At 63.8% G+C, this 14,753-nt stretch carries 15 protein-coding genes; 9 read left to right on the top strand and 6 right to left on the bottom strand.

Annotated elements, in window-relative coordinates; genetic code table 11:
* Positions 1-34 precede the first annotated feature (34 nt).
* The 3 genes from APH35_RS11490 to APH35_RS11475 all read right to left on the bottom strand — a co-directional run bounded on the left by APH35_RS11490 (position 35) and on the right by APH35_RS11475 (position 1,909).
* On the bottom strand, positions 35-826 hold the full coding sequence (locus APH35_RS11490) for an OmpA family protein (protein WP_012270796.1): 792 nt from the start codon (positions 824-826) through the stop codon (positions 35-37).
* 50 nt (positions 827-876) lie between these two features.
* Entirely contained in the window at positions 877-1,290 is a 414-nt protein-coding gene (locus APH35_RS11485; RefSeq protein ID WP_012270797.1) for a DUF4398 domain-containing protein, read from the bottom strand.
* Between the two features lie 274 nt (positions 1,291-1,564).
* Entirely contained in the window at positions 1,565-1,909 is a 345-nt protein-coding gene (locus APH35_RS11475; protein ID WP_012270798.1) for a hypothetical protein, read from the bottom strand.
* Positions 1,910-2,074: 165 nt separating this feature from the next.
* Between APH35_RS11475 and ppc the strand changes: the two genes are divergently transcribed.
* The 7 genes from ppc to APH35_RS11440 all read left to right on the top strand — a co-directional run bounded on the left by ppc (position 2,075) and on the right by APH35_RS11440 (position 9,219).
* On the top strand, positions 2,075-4,702 hold the full coding sequence (gene ppc, locus APH35_RS11470; RefSeq protein WP_060492682.1) for a phosphoenolpyruvate carboxylase: 2,628 nt from the start codon (positions 2,075-2,077) through the stop codon (positions 4,700-4,702).
* Between the two features lie 257 nt (positions 4,703-4,959).
* A complete protein-coding gene (gene adk / locus APH35_RS11465) occupies positions 4,960-5,610 on the top strand; it encodes an adenylate kinase (protein WP_012270800.1) in 651 nt (216 codons plus the stop codon).
* Between the two features lie 91 nt (positions 5,611-5,701).
* A complete protein-coding gene (tsaB, locus tag APH35_RS11460; protein ID WP_012270801.1) occupies positions 5,702-6,376 on the top strand; it encodes a tRNA (adenosine(37)-N6)-threonylcarbamoyltransferase complex dimerization subunit type 1 TsaB in 675 nt (224 codons plus the stop codon).
* A 131-nt stretch (positions 6,377-6,507) separates the two neighbouring features.
* Positions 6,508-6,798: a hypothetical protein gene (locus APH35_RS11455; RefSeq protein WP_012270802.1), complete on the top strand. Its 291-nt coding sequence runs from the start codon at positions 6,508-6,510 to the stop codon at positions 6,796-6,798.
* Positions 6,799-6,801: 3 nt separating this feature from the next.
* Positions 6,802-7,671, top strand: coding sequence for a DUF72 domain-containing protein (locus APH35_RS11450; protein WP_012270803.1), 870 nt, complete (start codon positions 6,802-6,804; stop codon positions 7,669-7,671).
* Between the two features lie 28 nt (positions 7,672-7,699).
* Positions 7,700-8,530, top strand: coding sequence for an isocitrate lyase/PEP mutase family protein (locus APH35_RS11445; RefSeq protein ID WP_012270804.1), 831 nt, complete (start codon positions 7,700-7,702; stop codon positions 8,528-8,530).
* On the top strand, positions 8,530-9,219 hold the full coding sequence (locus APH35_RS11440) for an extensin-like domain-containing protein (RefSeq protein ID WP_060514823.1): 690 nt from the start codon (positions 8,530-8,532) through the stop codon (positions 9,217-9,219). The genes APH35_RS11445 and APH35_RS11440 overlap by 1 nt, the downstream gene beginning before the upstream one ends.
* A 2-nt stretch (positions 9,220-9,221) precedes the next feature.
* Here APH35_RS11440 and APH35_RS11435 read toward each other — a convergent pair whose 3' ends face one another.
* Positions 9,222-9,842, bottom strand: coding sequence for a hypothetical protein (locus APH35_RS11435; RefSeq protein WP_060492679.1), 621 nt, complete (start codon positions 9,840-9,842; stop codon positions 9,222-9,224).
* A 103-nt stretch (positions 9,843-9,945) separates the two neighbouring features.
* On the opposite strand from APH35_RS11435, the gene APH35_RS11430 reads away from it, so the two are divergent.
* A complete protein-coding gene (locus tag APH35_RS11430) occupies positions 9,946-10,722 on the top strand; it encodes a class I SAM-dependent methyltransferase (RefSeq protein ID WP_012270807.1) in 777 nt (258 codons plus the stop codon).
* 232 nt (positions 10,723-10,954) lie between these two features.
* Here APH35_RS11430 and APH35_RS11425 read toward each other — a convergent pair whose 3' ends face one another.
* Entirely contained in the window at positions 10,955-11,596 is a 642-nt protein-coding gene (locus APH35_RS11425; protein WP_012270808.1) for a TetR/AcrR family transcriptional regulator, read from the bottom strand.
* A 237-nt stretch (positions 11,597-11,833) separates the two neighbouring features.
* Between APH35_RS11425 and APH35_RS11420 the strand changes: the two genes are divergently transcribed.
* On the top strand, positions 11,834-13,219 hold the full coding sequence (locus APH35_RS11420) for an LLM class flavin-dependent oxidoreductase (protein WP_012270809.1): 1,386 nt from the start codon (positions 11,834-11,836) through the stop codon (positions 13,217-13,219).
* Between the two features lie 36 nt (positions 13,220-13,255).
* Here APH35_RS11420 and APH35_RS11415 read toward each other — a convergent pair whose 3' ends face one another.
* Complete coding sequence (locus APH35_RS11415; RefSeq protein WP_060514822.1) at positions 13,256-14,497, bottom strand: acyl-CoA dehydrogenase family protein; 1,242 nt, start codon at positions 14,495-14,497, stop codon at positions 13,256-13,258.
* Between the last annotated feature and the right edge of the window lie 256 nt (positions 14,498-14,753).

The following is a 14,753-nucleotide window of genomic DNA, read 5'->3' as shown; positions in this document are numbered from 1 at the left end:
CGATCGCGGGGCTTGTCATTTCAGCTGGCCAGTCTTACTGCTGGGCCTGACTCACCGTACGCGGTGCCACCGGCTGGTTGTCGTTGGAGATGGTCACCTCCACCCGACGGTTTTGCGCCCGCCCCGAGTTGCTGCCGTTGTCCGCTACCGGGTACTCCTTGCCATAACCCTGGGACACGATGCGTGCAGGGTCCACGCCGGCGCGCACCAGTGCCATGCGCACGGAGCCTGCGCGGCGTTCGGACAGGCTCTGGTTGTAGTTGGCCGAGCCGACACTGTCGGTGTAGCCCTCGACAATCACCTTGCGCTCCGGGTTTTCCTGGAGGAACTGGGCCAGCTTGGTGATGTTCGGGTAGGCGTTGCTCTTGAGTTCGGCTTTGTTGAAGTCGAACAGCACGTCGCCGAAGGTCACCAGCGTACCGCGGTCGGTCTGCTTGGCATTGAGGCTGTCCTGCAGCTTGGCGATCTGCGCGTCGCGGGCATCCAGCTTGGCCTGGGCACGCTGGGCCGAGGCATTTTTCAGCTCGCCTTCGGCGGTGCGCAGGGCAATGGTCTGTTTCGCCACTTCAATACGTTGGTTGGTCAGGTAGGCGAGCTGGTCGACCTGCTTCTGGTCTTCACGGTCCATGTAGGCCTTGTCGGCCTTGTTCAGCCAGTCCTGGGCGTCCTTGGTCTCCAGGGCCGCGACCTTGCTCGATTGCGGGTCGCTCTGCAGCGAGGAGAAATTGGTGCGGGCCGCTTCCAGGTTGGCATTCGGGTCGTGCGAGCAGGCAGCGAGACCGACGCTCAGGGCCAGCAGGGCGGGAATCATGACGTGTTTGCGCATAGTGTTCATCCTTTGATCGTGTGCGAAGGCTAAGGTTGGCGGGGCAGGGCTCACTGAGCGCTGCGCAGGCCTTCCTCACGTACGTCCTGAATGCCCTGGCGGGCATCCTGCACGGCCTTCTGGGCCTTGGCCGCCTGGGCCTTGCGTTCGGCGAGGCGTGCGTCCCACTCGGCCTGTTGGGCCAGGCGCTTGGCCTCGTCGTACTTCTTGTCATGCATGGCGATCTCGGCCTGCTTGAACTTGTCCTGGGCCGCTTTCATTTCCACGGCGGCAAACTCGGTACCGCCAGCACTGACGGCGGAGTTCACAGCAGACTGGGTAACGGCATACTGCTCGGTGGGTGGGTTGCCCGCACAGCCGGCCAGGACCAGGCTACTGCCGAGGGCCAGCGCGGCCAGCTTGAACCCGCGCACATGAGTGGATGACAGTTTGCGGGTGCGGGTCTTCATGATGGTCAGCTCCATTGGATCACTCCTGATAACGACGATGTCCGTAGCAGTCCATCGCTCAATCCCTGACAAAACCGCGCGCTTCAGCTCAACGGTGCACGAGGGCAGTGTGCAGGGTTTTAGCGTGATGGCTATTGGCTCCGACTCGACCGTTTTTCGAATGGTTCAGAAAAAAATGCGCTGCGAGCGGATTTTTTTCTGACTGATTGGTCAGCGAGGATTTGCTGGAACTTTCTCGGCCGAGGGCGGTATTCCGGGCCTTTCAGGGGCCCGGAACATGGAGGGCAGGCTATTTTTCGTTATCGACGGCAGTGTTGCTCAAGCTGTGCAGGTGCTGGCGCGACAGGGTGAGAAAGCGTGGAGTAGGGCCGACATCCTCGTACAGCGGGTCGCCTTCTTCATCGGTGGCGATGACCTGCCGGCCCTGCACATAGGGGAAGCTGGCTTCAAGTTCTTCGAGGGCGGCGGCGACCAGTTCGCCGAGCAGTTCTTCGGCGGTGCGCTTGGGGTACATGTCGATCAGCGCGGCCAGGCGCGCCTCGGACTCCAGGTCCAGATGCAAGACATGCCCTGTGCGACTGAGCGTGCCAGCGGCATTCTGTTCCCAGTGCTGGGCGAGTTCACGGATTTTCATGATGACCTCTGGTTACGCCTGCTAAGGCTGCATGGCATGGGAGTGCTGTGCTTTCACTTTAGTTTGCTTTGACCGATCACGGCTTGCCATGGCTGCGCGGCAAGGGGCACTCTTTGACAGAGCTGTGTACAGGAGTGCGCCAGAGCCGCGCCAAAGAGAGGGCCAATGACCGATATCGATGTGCGTTTGCGTGAAGATGTCCATGTGTTGGGTGAACTGCTTGGCGAAACCATTCGCCAGCAGCACGGTGATGCGTTCCTGCAGAAGATCGAGGACATTCGCCACAGTGCCAAGGCCGACCGCCGTGGCCCCGGTGAGCAACTGAGCTCGACCCTGGCGGACCTTGCCGAAGACGACCTGTTGCCTGTGGCCAGGGCCTTCAACCAGTTCCTCAACCTGGCCAACATGGCCGAACAGTACCAGTTGATCCGCCGCCGCGACGCCGATCAGCCCGAGCCTTTCGAAGCGCGGGTGTTGCCTGAGTTGCTGGCGCGTCTGAAGCAGGCTGGCCACAGCAACGATGCCTTGGCCCGACAACTGGCCAAGCTCGACATCCAATTGGTGCTCACCGCTCACCCCACCGAGGTAGCCCGCCGCACGCTGATCCAGAAATACGACGCCATTGCAGGCCAACTGGCCGCGCAGGACCACCGCGACCTGAGCCCGGCCGAGCGCCAGCAGGTTCGCGAACGCCTGCGCCGGCTGATCGCCGAAGCCTGGCACACCGAAGAAATCCGCCGCACCCGCCCCACGCCGGTAGACGAAGCCAAGTGGGGCTTCGCAGTGATCGAGCATTCGCTGTGGCACGCCATCCCCAGCCATCTGCGCAAGGTCGACAAGGCCCTGCTGGAGGCCACTGGCCTGCGCCTGCCGCTGGAGGCCGCGCCAATCCGCTTTGCCTCGTGGATGGGCGGTGACCGTGATGGCAACCCCAACGTGACCGCTGCCGTCACCCGCGAAGTGCTGCTGTTGGCGCGCTGGATGGCCGCCGACCTGTTCTTGCGCGACATCGATGCATTGGCTGCGGAGCTGTCGATGCAGCAGGCCAACGACGCCCTGCGCGAACGGGTCGGCGACAGTGCCGAGCCTTACCGCGCCGTGCTCAAGCAACTGCGCGACCGCTTGCGGGCGACACGAGCCTGGGCGCACTCGGCCCTGGCCAGCAACCAGCCGGCCGGTGCCGAGGTGCTGGTGGATAACCGCGACCTGATCGCGCCGCTGGAGCTGTGCTACCAGTCGCTGCATGATTGCGGCATGGGTGTGATCGCCGAGGGGCCGCTGCTCGACTGCCTGCGCCGCGCCGTTACCTTCGGCCTGTTCCTGGGCCGCCTGGACGTGCGCCAGGACGCTGCCCGCCACCGTGATGCGCTGACCGAGATCACCGATTACCTGGGCCTGGGGCGTTATGCCGATTGGGACGAAGAGCAGCGCATCGGGTTCCTCCAGGCCGAGCTGAAAAACCGCCGGCCGCTGTTACCTGCGCATTTCAAACCGCAGGCGGATACCGCCGAAGTGCTGGCCACTTGCAAAGAAGTCGCCGCCGCGCCGGCTGCCTCGCTGGGCTCGTATGTCATCTCCATGGCGGGTGCCGCCTCGGATGTGCTGGCCGTGCAACTGCTGCTCAAGGAAGCTGGCCTGACTCGCCCCATGCGCGTGGTGCCGCTGTTCGAAACCCTGGCCGACCTCGACAACGCCGGCCCGGTGATGCAGCGCCTGCTCGGCCTGCCGGGCTATCGCGCCGGCCTGCGTGGCCCGCAGGAAGTGATGATCGGTTACTCGGACTCGGCCAAGGACGCTGGCACCACCGCCGCTGCCTGGGCGCAGTACCGTGCCCAGGAAAATCTGGTGCGAATCTGCGCCGAGCATCAGGTCGAGCTGCTGCTGTTCCACGGCCGTGGCGGCACCGTTGGGCGCGGCGGTGGCCCGGCGCATGCGGCGATTCTGTCGCAGCCACCGGGTTCGGTGGCGGGGCGTTTTCGCACTACCGAGCAGGGCGAAATGATCCGTTTCAAGTTCGGCTTGCCGGGTATCGCCGAACAAAATCTCAACCTGTACCTGGCGGCCGTACTCGAAGCCACACTACTGCCACCTCCGCCACCGCAGCCGGCTTGGCGCGAGTTGATGGACCAGTTGGCCGCCGATGGTGTGAAGGCTTACCGCAGCGTGGTGCGGGAGAACCCCGATTTCGTCGAGTACTTCCGCCAGTCGACGCCAGAACAGGAGCTGGGGCGCCTGCCGCTGGGCAGCCGCCCGGCCAAGCGCCGCGCCGGGGGCATCGAAAGCCTGCGGGCCATCCCATGGATCTTCGGCTGGACCCAGACCCGGCTGATGTTGCCGGCCTGGCTGGGCTGGGAGACCGCACTGAGCAACGCCTTGGCCCGTGGCCAGGGTGAGTTGCTGGCGCAGATGCGCGAGCAGTGGCCGTTCTTCCGCACCCGCATCGATATGCTTGAAATGGTGCTGGCCAAGGCCGATGCGCAAATTGCCGAGGCCTACGACGAACGTCTAGTGCAACCGCACTTGCTTCCTTTAGGTGCGCACCTGCGCGACCTATTGTCGCAGTCGTGCCAGGTGGTGCTGGGCCTGACCGGGCAGCCGGTGCTACTGGCGCACAGCCCCGAGACGCTGGAATTCATCAGCCTGCGCAATACCTACCTGGACCCACTGCACCGCCTGCAGGCCGAGTTGCTGGCTCGCTCGCGCAGCCGCGAAGCCGCTCTGGACAGCCCGTTGGAGCAGGCCTTGCTGGTGACCGTGGCGGGTATTGCCGCCGGGTTGCGCAACACCGGCTGAGGGCATGCCCGGGCCATGCCTGGCGAGTGCCGGGCAGGCCCGGCACAAGGACGGGGAGGGTGGTTGCGCCGGGCGCAACCGCCAGTCTGCTGAGCCGCAAGTGGCGCATTCCTGCAACTTTGGGACGCTTGTCTGGCTGCCGAGCGCTGTGTATCTTGAGCAGCCTTCTGACCGATTTATGGTCATACCCGATTTTCCGGACTTGGCCCTGGTTGCCGAATCCATTGAATTTCATAAAAAAATTTGAGGAGCACGAGATGCGCGTAATTCTGCTGGGAGCTCCCGGGGCCGGTAAAGGTACTCAGGCAAAGTTCATCACCGAAAAGTTCGGTATCCCTCAGATCTCCACCGGTGACATGCTGCGTGCCGCCGTCAAGGCCGGCACCCCGCTGGGCCTGGAACTGAAGAAAGTCATGGATGCCGGCCAGCTGGTTTCCGACGAGTTGATCATCAGCCTGGTCAAGGAGCGCATTGCCCAGCCTGATTGCGCCAACGGCTGCCTGTTCGATGGCTTCCCACGCACCATCCCGCAAGCCGAAGCCATGGTGGCTGCTGGTGTCGACATCGACGCCGTGGTCGAAATTGCCGTGGATGACGAAGAAATCGTCGGCCGCATGGCTGGCCGCCGTGTGCACCTGGCCTCGGGCCGCACCTACCACATTCAGTACAACCCGCCGAAAGTGGAAGGCAAGGACGACGTCACTGGCGAAGACCTGATCCAGCGCGACGACGACAAGGAAGAAACCGTTCGCCATCGCCTGTCGGTCTACCACACCCAGACCAAGCCGCTGGTGGACTTCTACCAGAAGCTGTCGGCCGCCAATGCTGGCAAGCCGAAGTACAGCCACATCGAAGGTGTCGGTTCGGTCGACGCCATCACTGCCAAGGTCCTGGCAGCCCTGAGCTGATCCTGGATTGACGCACATCGACAACGGCCCGCTTGCGGGCCGTTGTCGTTTATACTGCCGCTCTTTTCATTCGCACCTGGATACCCGTTCGATGACCACCCTGCTGGCCCTGGATACCGCCACCGAAGCCTGTTCCGTCGCGCTGCTGCATGACGGCAAGGTAACCAGCCATTACGAGGTGATCCCGCGCATGCATGCCCAGAAGCTGCTGCCGATGATCAAGCAACTGCTGGCCGAATCTGGCGTGGCACTGAATGCGTTGGATGCCATTGCCTTCGGCCGTGGCCCAGGTGCGTTCACCGGTGTGCGCATCGCCATCGGCGTGGTCCAGGGCCTGGCCTTTGCCCTCGAGCGCCCGGTGCTGCCGGTGTCCAACCTGGCCGCACTGGCCCAGGGTGCGTTGCGCGAGCAGGGCGTGCAGCAGGTGGCGGCTGCCATTGATGCGCGCATGGATGAAGTGTACTGGGGCTGCTACCAGGCTACGGCGGGCGAAATGCGCCTGGTCGGCCGTGAGGCGGTATTGCCGCCTGAGCAGGTGGCTCTGCCGGCGGGCAGCAATGGCGAGTGGTTCGGTGCCGGCACCGGGTGGGGCTACGCAGAGCGGCTGGCGGTGCAGGTGGCGGCCAGCAACCCTGGCGCGTTGCCCAATGCCCTGGACGTGCTCAGCCTGGCGACCTTTGCCTGGGCACGTGGCGAGGCAATCGTCGCCGAGCAGGCGCAACCGGTGTATCTGCGCGATAATGTAGCTACGCCCAAGAAGCACTGAGTGCTGTTCGTCGGTTATCGCCGATCACGCTAAAACCTTTTGTGCGATCTGTGGTCCAGTTATCACTCAAGCATTAGCGACGGAACTCTGATGCTGCTAAATTGCCATCATTGGTCCTGAGTGCTCATGCCATGCGTATCGACGGTTTCTCCTCGCAGTCCTATCCGGTCAAGCGCGCCCCGCGCAAGGCAGCGGTGCGTGACGAGGCCATCGACGATGCCGAGGTGGTCGAGGAGGCCGAAACCGCCCCGCAGGAAGCCACCGCCCGCCGCCGCAGCGGTGGCCTGCCAGCCCGCCAGCAGGACATGGTCTTCCCCCGCGCCCGTGACCGCCGCACTGCCACCGCGCTGGCCAGCTACCTGAGCACCGCCGGTTTTAACGACTGGGACATGGAAGTACTGGGGCTCGACCTGTACATTTAGTGGATGAGTCCATCCCCACTGCCTTACTTTCTCGGTTGCCCGTCATGGAGCGAAAACGCCTGGCGCGACTACTTGTACCCTGCCGACGCCAGCAGCAATGAAATGCTTGGCTTCTACAGCCAGGTGTTCAACGCCGTCGAAGGCAACACCACCTTCTACGCACGCCCCGCCCCCGGCACCATTGCCCGCTGGGCGCAGGTGATGCCCGCGCACTTTCGCTTTACCGCCAAGTTTCCAAGGGACGTCAGCCACGAGGGCGACCTGCGCGATCAGCTTGAGCCTGCCTTCGATTTCACCCGGCTGATGGCCCCGCTGGGCCAGCGCGTATCGCCCTACTGGCTGCAGCTTCCGGCTCAGTTCGGCCCTGCACGCCTGGGCGAGCTATGCCACTTCCTCGATGAAATTGCCGTGCCAGTGGCGGTGGAAGTGCGCAACCAGGCCTTTTTCGCCAAGGGGGAGGAAGAGCGGCTGCTCAACCGCCTGCTGCACGAACGTGGCGTCGAACGTATCTGCCTTGACCCGCGTGCGCTGTTCAGTTGCACCTCCCGCGACCCTGCCGTGCTGCATGCGCAGTCCAAGAAGCCCAAGGTGCCGCCACGGCCGGCCGCCTTCAGCCAGCATCCGCAGGTGCGCTTCATTGGCCATCCCGAACTGCAGGCCAACGAAACCTTCCTTACGCCCTGGGTAGACAAGGTTGCTGGCTGGATCGAGGAGGGCCGCAACCCGTACATCTTCCTGCACACATCGGACAACCGCTTGGCAGCCGCCTTGGCTCAGCGCTTTCACCAGCGGCTGATGGCACGCCTACCGGGCCTTGCACCTTTGCCGGAATTGCCCCGTGCGCCCGAGGTCGAACAACTGGGGCTACTCTGACCTTTCCCTGACTGCCGGAGGTTGAACCATGGACGTGCAAACCCTGAGAGCCGAAGCTTTCAAGGCGCTACACGCGCGCGAAGGCGCGTTCGTCATCCCCAACCCGTGGGATGCCGGTTCTGCCAAGTTGCTCGCCAGCCTGGGGTTCGAAGCGCTGGCCACCACCAGTGCGGGCCTGGCCTTCAGCCTGGGTCGGCCAGACGCCGAAGGCGCCTTGAGCCTGGACGATACCCTGGACAATGCCGGCGAGATCGTCGATGCCACCGCGTTGCCGGTGGCCGCCGATCTGGAGAACGGCTTTGGCGACTTGCCTGAAACCTGTGCCCAGACCATCCTGCGTGCTGCCGAAGTCGGCCTGGTCGGTGGCTCCATCGAAGATGCCAGTGGCCGCAGTGATGCGCCCATCTACGATTTAGGGTTGGCCGTGGAGCGTGTGCGCGCCGCTGTGCAGGCGGCGCGTAGCCTGCCATTCCCGTTCACCTTGTGCGCCAGGGCAGAAAACCTGCTGCACGGCCGCATGGACCTGGACGACACCATCCTGCGTCTGCAAGCCTATGCCGAGGCCGGCGCCGATGTGCTGTACGCCCCCGGCCTGCGCACGGTGGAAGAAGTGCGCGCGGTGGTGCAAGCCGTCGCACCGCGCCCGGTGAATGTGCTGATGGGCATGGCGGGCGTGCCGCTGAGCGTGAACCAGTTGCAGGACCTGGGGGTGCGCCGTATCAGTGTTGGTTCGTCGCTGGCCCGTGCTGCACTCGGGGCCTTGCACCGGGCCGCGCTGGAAATTCGTGATGAGGGCACGTTCGGCTATGGTGAGCAGGCACTGCCGTTCGCTCAGCTCAACGACCTGTTTCGCCGCTGATGAGGGCAGTGCTGGCGCTGTTGGCCGGCCTGCTGCTATTGGCGGGCCTGGCCTGGCACCTCGGCTGGCGCTTGCCTGGCGCATGGAACCCGTGGGCGCCGCTGGACGTGCGCCAGCCGCCCAACCTGCTGACGCCGTACAAGCTGTCGCGCTTGCGCGATGACCCGGCGTTGTGCCGTCAAGCGCTTGAAACCAGCCAACTGCGCTACCGGGCACAAGCTGACAGTCAGGCTTCGGCCGACTGCCTGCTGCAAAATATCTGGCGCATTGACGGCGGCCAGGCGCGGCTCAGCAGCAGCTTCCTGGCCAGTTGCCCGTTGGCGGTGGCCTATGCGCTGTTCGAGAAGCATGGGTTGCAACCGGTGGCGCAGCGGTTACTGGGCCAACCCGTGGCGCAAGTCGATCACCTGGGCAGCTTTGCCTGCCGCAATGTCTACCACCGCAAGCAAGGCCGCTTGAGCCAGCACGCGACGGCCAATGCGCTGGATATAAGCGGTTTCCGCTTGCAGGACGGTCAGCGCATCGTGCTGGCGCGTGACTGGCAGGCGGGTGGGCAGAAGGCGGAGTTCTTGCGTCAGGTGCAGCAGGCGGCTTGCAAGAGTTTCAGCACGGTGCTTGGCCCGGACTACAACGCCGCGCACCGTAATCACTATCACATGGACATGGGGCGCTGGCAGATCTGCCGTTAGCCTCAGGCGTGAACGCGCACGTTGTTCAGCACCACCGGGCGCGCCCAGTGCATGTCGAACTCCAGGTCGTTCTGCTGCTTGGCCAGGGTGGCATGGTCGAACGGCTCGGGTGCTGGGTCCAGCAGGTTGGTCTCGAACTCGGCGATGGGCAGGAACAGCGAGCGCGGAGCAGGGCCTGGGCCGGGCTCGGCAAGCGGTTGGCCCTGGTTCATCACGACGGGGCGCAGCCAGCTGTTGTTGATGTCCAGCTGGCGTTGCTGCTCGATCAGCTCGATGGCGCTGAACGGCTCGGGGGCCGGTGGCAGCAACTTGGCTTCAAGCTCTGCCTTGGGCAGGAACAGCGGTTCGGGTGGTGCCACCACGGTGTCTTGCACCGGGCAGGCGCGCTGGGCGTCGATCATGGCCAGCGCACGCGCACCGCCGACGGGTTCGCCGCTGTCCTGGTCGTATTGCGCGAACGACTGGCTGACGCTGTCTACCGGCTCTTCCTGTTGCTCGGCCATGGCCCGGGCAAAAAAATCCTGCCACAGGTGGCTGACGCCCCCGAGTGCCTGGGTGTTGTGCTGACTGTAGTTGCCGACTGGCGACAAATAGGTCAAGCCGATGGGAAGAGTATCTGACATGGCAGTCGCGCGCGTTGTGCTCTGGCAGAATAGCGGGATATTGCCTGTATCGGCTGTGACGGCCGATACATTAATGGCGGGGTTCAATTTTCAGGTGTATGTGATGGAAGAGCAGGGCACAGGTATCCGGGTCGAGGCGTTGTCGGCTGAATTTGCGGCGCAAGCCGCTGCGTGGGCTGAGCGCCTGGAGCTGCCGCTGCACGACGAGGCCGCTGATTTCGCCGTGCAGGTTGGCGCTGATGGCTTGCAGATTCAACAGTTGGGGCCCCAGGCGCCTGGGCCGGTGCGGGTGGACTTCGTTGAAGGCCAGGCCGCGCACCGGCGCCAGTTTGGCGGTGGCAACGGGCAAATGATCGCCAAGGCCGTGGGCATTGCCCAAGGCGTGCGGCCACAAGTGCTGGACGCCACGGCGGGGCTGGGCAAGGACGCGTTCGTACTAGCCAGCCTGGGCTGCCAGATGACCCTGATCGAACGCCAGCCGCTGATTGCCGCGCTGCTGGAGGATGGCCTGGCACGGGCTCGCGCGGATGAAGAAGTGGGGGCGATCGTCGGGCGCATGCGCCTGCTGACCGGCAACGCCATCGAGCGCATGCGCGCCTGGGAAGGCGAGCCACCACAGGTGATCTACCTCGACCCGATGTTCCCGCACCGGGACAAGAGTGCGCTGGTGAAAAAAGAAATGCGCGTATTCCGGCCGTTGGTGGGTGATGACCTGGATGCCCCGGCCCTGCTCGAAGCAGCCTTGGCGCTGGCCAGCCACCGGGTGGTGGTGAAGCGCCCGCGCAAGGCGCCGATCATCGACGGGCCGAAGCCCAGCCATAGCCTGGAAGGCAAGTCGAGCCGGTATGACATTTACCCGAAGAAAGCGCTGAAAGCCTGATTCCTGAAATCTGACCGGCAAGCGCGGTCGTTGTAGGAGCGGCCTTGTGTCGCGAAAGGGCTGCAACGCAGCCCCAGGATTTTGGCGCTCACGCGAAAATTGCCGGGGCCGCTTTGCGGCCCTTTCGCGACACAAGGCCGCTCCTACAGTGATTGCATCGCCTGACAGCTTTACGTTCTACCTGTGGGGGCCGGCTTGCCAGCGATAGGCTCAGTACAGTCAGCCTGCTGCCTCAGGGTTTGAATGCCCGCAAGAACACCCCTACCACCTCGCGCACATGCGCCTCGGCTTCATCCCCTTCCAGTGGTGCTGCGCACCCCAGTAGCAAGCGGTAATCCGGGGCACCCTTGACCAGGCAGAAAAAGTGCTCCGCCGCTCGCAACGGGTTGTCGACGCGCAGCAGCCCGCGCTCATGTGCGCCGCGCAGCAGCGCTTCCATCCCGGCCAGCACACGCTTGGGTCCGGCTTCGTAGAAGTACTCGCCAAAACTCGGGTCCAGGCTGCCCTGGGCCATGATCAGGCGGCTGAGCTTGACCGCCTCGTCACTGCTGATCAGCGCCTGGAAGCCACGGGCAATGGTCAGCAGCACTTCGTCCACCGGTGCCCCCTCGGGGTACTCGAACAGCAGGTCTGGCAGCTGGATCTGGCAGGTGGCCATGACCGCCGAGCAGAACAGGGTCTGCTTGTCGGTGAAGTGGCTGTACACGGTAAGTTTTGAAACACCTGCCGCCGCAGCGACCGCATCCATGCTGGTGTTGGCGTAGCCAAGGCTGAGGAACAGCGTCTTGGCCGCTTCGAGAATCGCCTCGCGCTTGGCCAGGTCCTTGGGCCGGCCCGGGCCGATGGGTGCGTCGTTGGACATTGTGGTCTGCATCTGGTTGAAGAATCACCATCTTAACGGGTCAAGCGCGATCCGGCTAAAACCCGGTCACATTGCCTGCTGTCCGCCAGCCGACAGTTGATCGACAGTGATGTCGTCGTTCAGGCACCAGGTTGTTGTGTTTTTAAATAAATTACTGATTTATAAGCATTATTTTGTTGGCATGAATCGTGTTGATAGAGCATCAAGGGTGCCTGACAAGGGTGCCGAGCCTATTGAACAGGAGTCCCCATGCCACGTGAAATTCGTTTGAACGCCTTCGAGATGAACTGTGTCGGCCATCAGTCGCCCGGCCTGTGGCGCCACCCCAAGGACCGCGCTTGGCAATACAAGGACCTGGACTACTGGACCGACCTGGCCAAGCTGCTGGAACGCGGCAAGTTCGACGGTGTGTTCATCGCCGACGTGATCGGCATCTACGATGTGCTGGGCGGCAATGGCGACGCGGCCATCCGTCAGGCGGCCCAGGTGCCGGTGAACGACCCCTTGGCCCTGATCACCCCGATGGCACTGGTGACCGAGCACCTTGGTTTCGGCCTGACCGCCTCGCTCACCTTCGAGCACCCGTACCCGTTCGCCCGTCGGTTATCGACCCTGGATCACCTGACCAAGGGCCGCATCGGCTGGAACATCGTCACGTCTTACCTCGACAGCGGTGCACGCAACCTGGGACAGAAGGCGCTGAGCGACCATGATGCTCGCTACGACTACGCCGACGAGTACCTGGAGGTGCTGTACAAGCTGTTCGAGGGCAGCTGGGAGGACGGTGCGGTGGTGCGCGACCGCGAGACCGGCCTGTTCACCGACCCGCGCAAAGTCCACGAGATCCGTCATCAGGGCAAGCACTTCCAGGTTCCGGGCATACACCTGTGCGAACCGTCCCCGCAACGCACTCCCGTGCTGTATCAGGCAGGGGCGTCCAGCCGTGGTAAAAACTTCGCCGCGGGCCACGCCGAGTGCGTGTTCGTCGCCGCGCCCTCCAAGGTCATCCTGAAAAAGACCGTGGCCGACATTCGTCGCCGGGCCGCCGAGGCAGGGCGCGATCCGCGCAAGGTGCTGATCTTCAACATGCAGACGGTGATAGTCGACGAAACCGACGCCAAGGCCCAAGCCAAATGGCAGGAGTTGAAAAGTTACGCCAGCTACGAAGGCGCCCTGGCGCTGATCTCTGGCTGGACTGGCATCGACTTCAGCGAGTACCAGCCCGACCAGGTGCTGGAGCATATCCACACCAATGCCATCCAATCGGCTGTGGAGGCGTTTTCCACCGCCGACCCGAACAAGCAGTGGACGGTGCAGGAACTGGCCGACTGGGTCGGCATTGGCGGCTTTGGCCCGCTGATCGTCGGCAGTGCGCAAACTGTGGCGGACGAACTGCAGGCCTGGGTCGAAGAAACCGATGTCGATGGCTTCAACCTGACCTATGCCCTGGCCCACGAAACCTTCCGCGATGTGGTCGAGCTGCTGGTGCCCGAGCTGCAGCAACGTGGCGCCTACAAGACCGAGTACCGCCCCGGCACCCTGCGCGAGAAACTGTTCGGCGACGGCCCACGGCTGCCGGCCAGCCACCCGGCCGCTGGCTACCGCGACCTTGCCCGTCAAGCCGAACCTGTCTGAAATACCCGGGGCTGCGCAGCAGCCCCAGTCGATGACTCAGGACTGCTTGGCACCCCCACCAATCTGCCATACATACGGTGGTTCGGTACCGTTCACCTGCCAGTCGCCGATAATCCGCTCCTTGTAGATCACCGGGTTGTGTGAAGCCGCCGTGCGGGCGTTGCGCCAGTGGCGGTCGAGCTGGCGGCTGGTGCTGGTGGTGGAAGCGCCCAAGGCATTGAACAGGTCGCTGGTGGCGCGCAGTACCAGATCGATGGTGGCCACTTGCGCCTGGGCCGATTCCAGCTCGGCAACCACATTGGCCTGCTGCTCAGCGGCCGAATCATTGGCGAAGCGTGCCAGGTAGGCCTGCTGGATGGCCTCGGCGGCACGCAGGGTCGCAGCTTCGGCGGCATACACCTGGCCCGAGGCCTTGCCGATCACTTGCAGCACCTGTGGGTCCTGGCTGACGGCAGCACCGTTGCCATGGCTGAATACCCGTGTGCGCTTGCTGGTTTCCTGGCCGAAGTCGCGCACGGCTGCACGCCCGGAGCCGGTGATCACCGCCAGCAGCACCAGTTGGTAGAACGCGGTCTGGTATTTGAAACGGGTGGCGAAATCGATGATGTTCTCTTCCTCGACCACGGCATTTTCAAACACCGAAGTACCGCTGCCGGTGGTGCGCTGGCCGAAGCCGTCCCAATCATCGTTCTGGCGGATACCGGGCTGCTGAGTGCGGATGGCAGCGATTACATCGGCGCCGGTGTCCTCGCGCCGGGCGAACAGGTCGATCCAGTCGGAGAACAGGCTGCCAGTGCTGTAGTACTTGGTGCCGTTGACTACCCACTGCTCACCCAGGCGCGAAACGCGGGTGATGACATCGCCAATCTTCACTGCGCCGATCTCGGTCCAGGCACAACCCACCAGATCACCGGCGACAAAACGCTGGAACCAGACATCCTGCGGTGCGCTGGCGTGGGCATTGAGGCGGTCTTCGACGAAGGCGAAATGGCCGCGCAGGGCCTGGGGCACGTTGGAGTCGGCTTCGGCCAGCTCGATCAGCAACTGGAACAACTGCGGCAAGGATGCCCCGCCACCGCCATGCTCGACCGGCACGCGCACGGCGCCAAAGCCGGCCTCCTTCAGCCACTGGATAGGTGCATGGGGCAAGGTACGGTTGCGCTCGCGCTCCACGCTGCTATCGGCAATGCGGGTGAAGATGGGCCTGAAGCGTGCGGCAAGCGTGGCGTAGTCGGTGCCGTTGGCGGGGACGGGCAGGTGTTGTTCGAGGGCAGTCATCGGAATACTCCAGGTACATGAAGGAGGGGTATGTACCCGGTGATTGCACAGGTCGTGCCGAGCGCAGAAACGCACGGGGGCCGGGGTTTGCGGCGTGTTTCGCGGTTTGCGGGCTGTGGCGGGACAGGGCAAGTTGTTGATTGGCTGTGGGCCGAACAACAGCGGGTAGCGGTTGGAAAAGCGCCAGGATTTCTTTGTAACGCTGGCTTCACGCCATCGCTCGGCTGACTTAATATACCCGCCAGTACAAATATTC

Source organism: Pseudomonas sp. NBRC 111132 (assembly GCF_001320565.1).
Lineage (GTDB): Bacteria > Pseudomonadota > Gammaproteobacteria > Pseudomonadales > Pseudomonadaceae > Aquipseudomonas > Aquipseudomonas putida_P.
The sequence above is the reverse complement of the archived record's forward strand: the minus strand, read 5'-3'. Positions and strand labels throughout refer to the sequence as shown.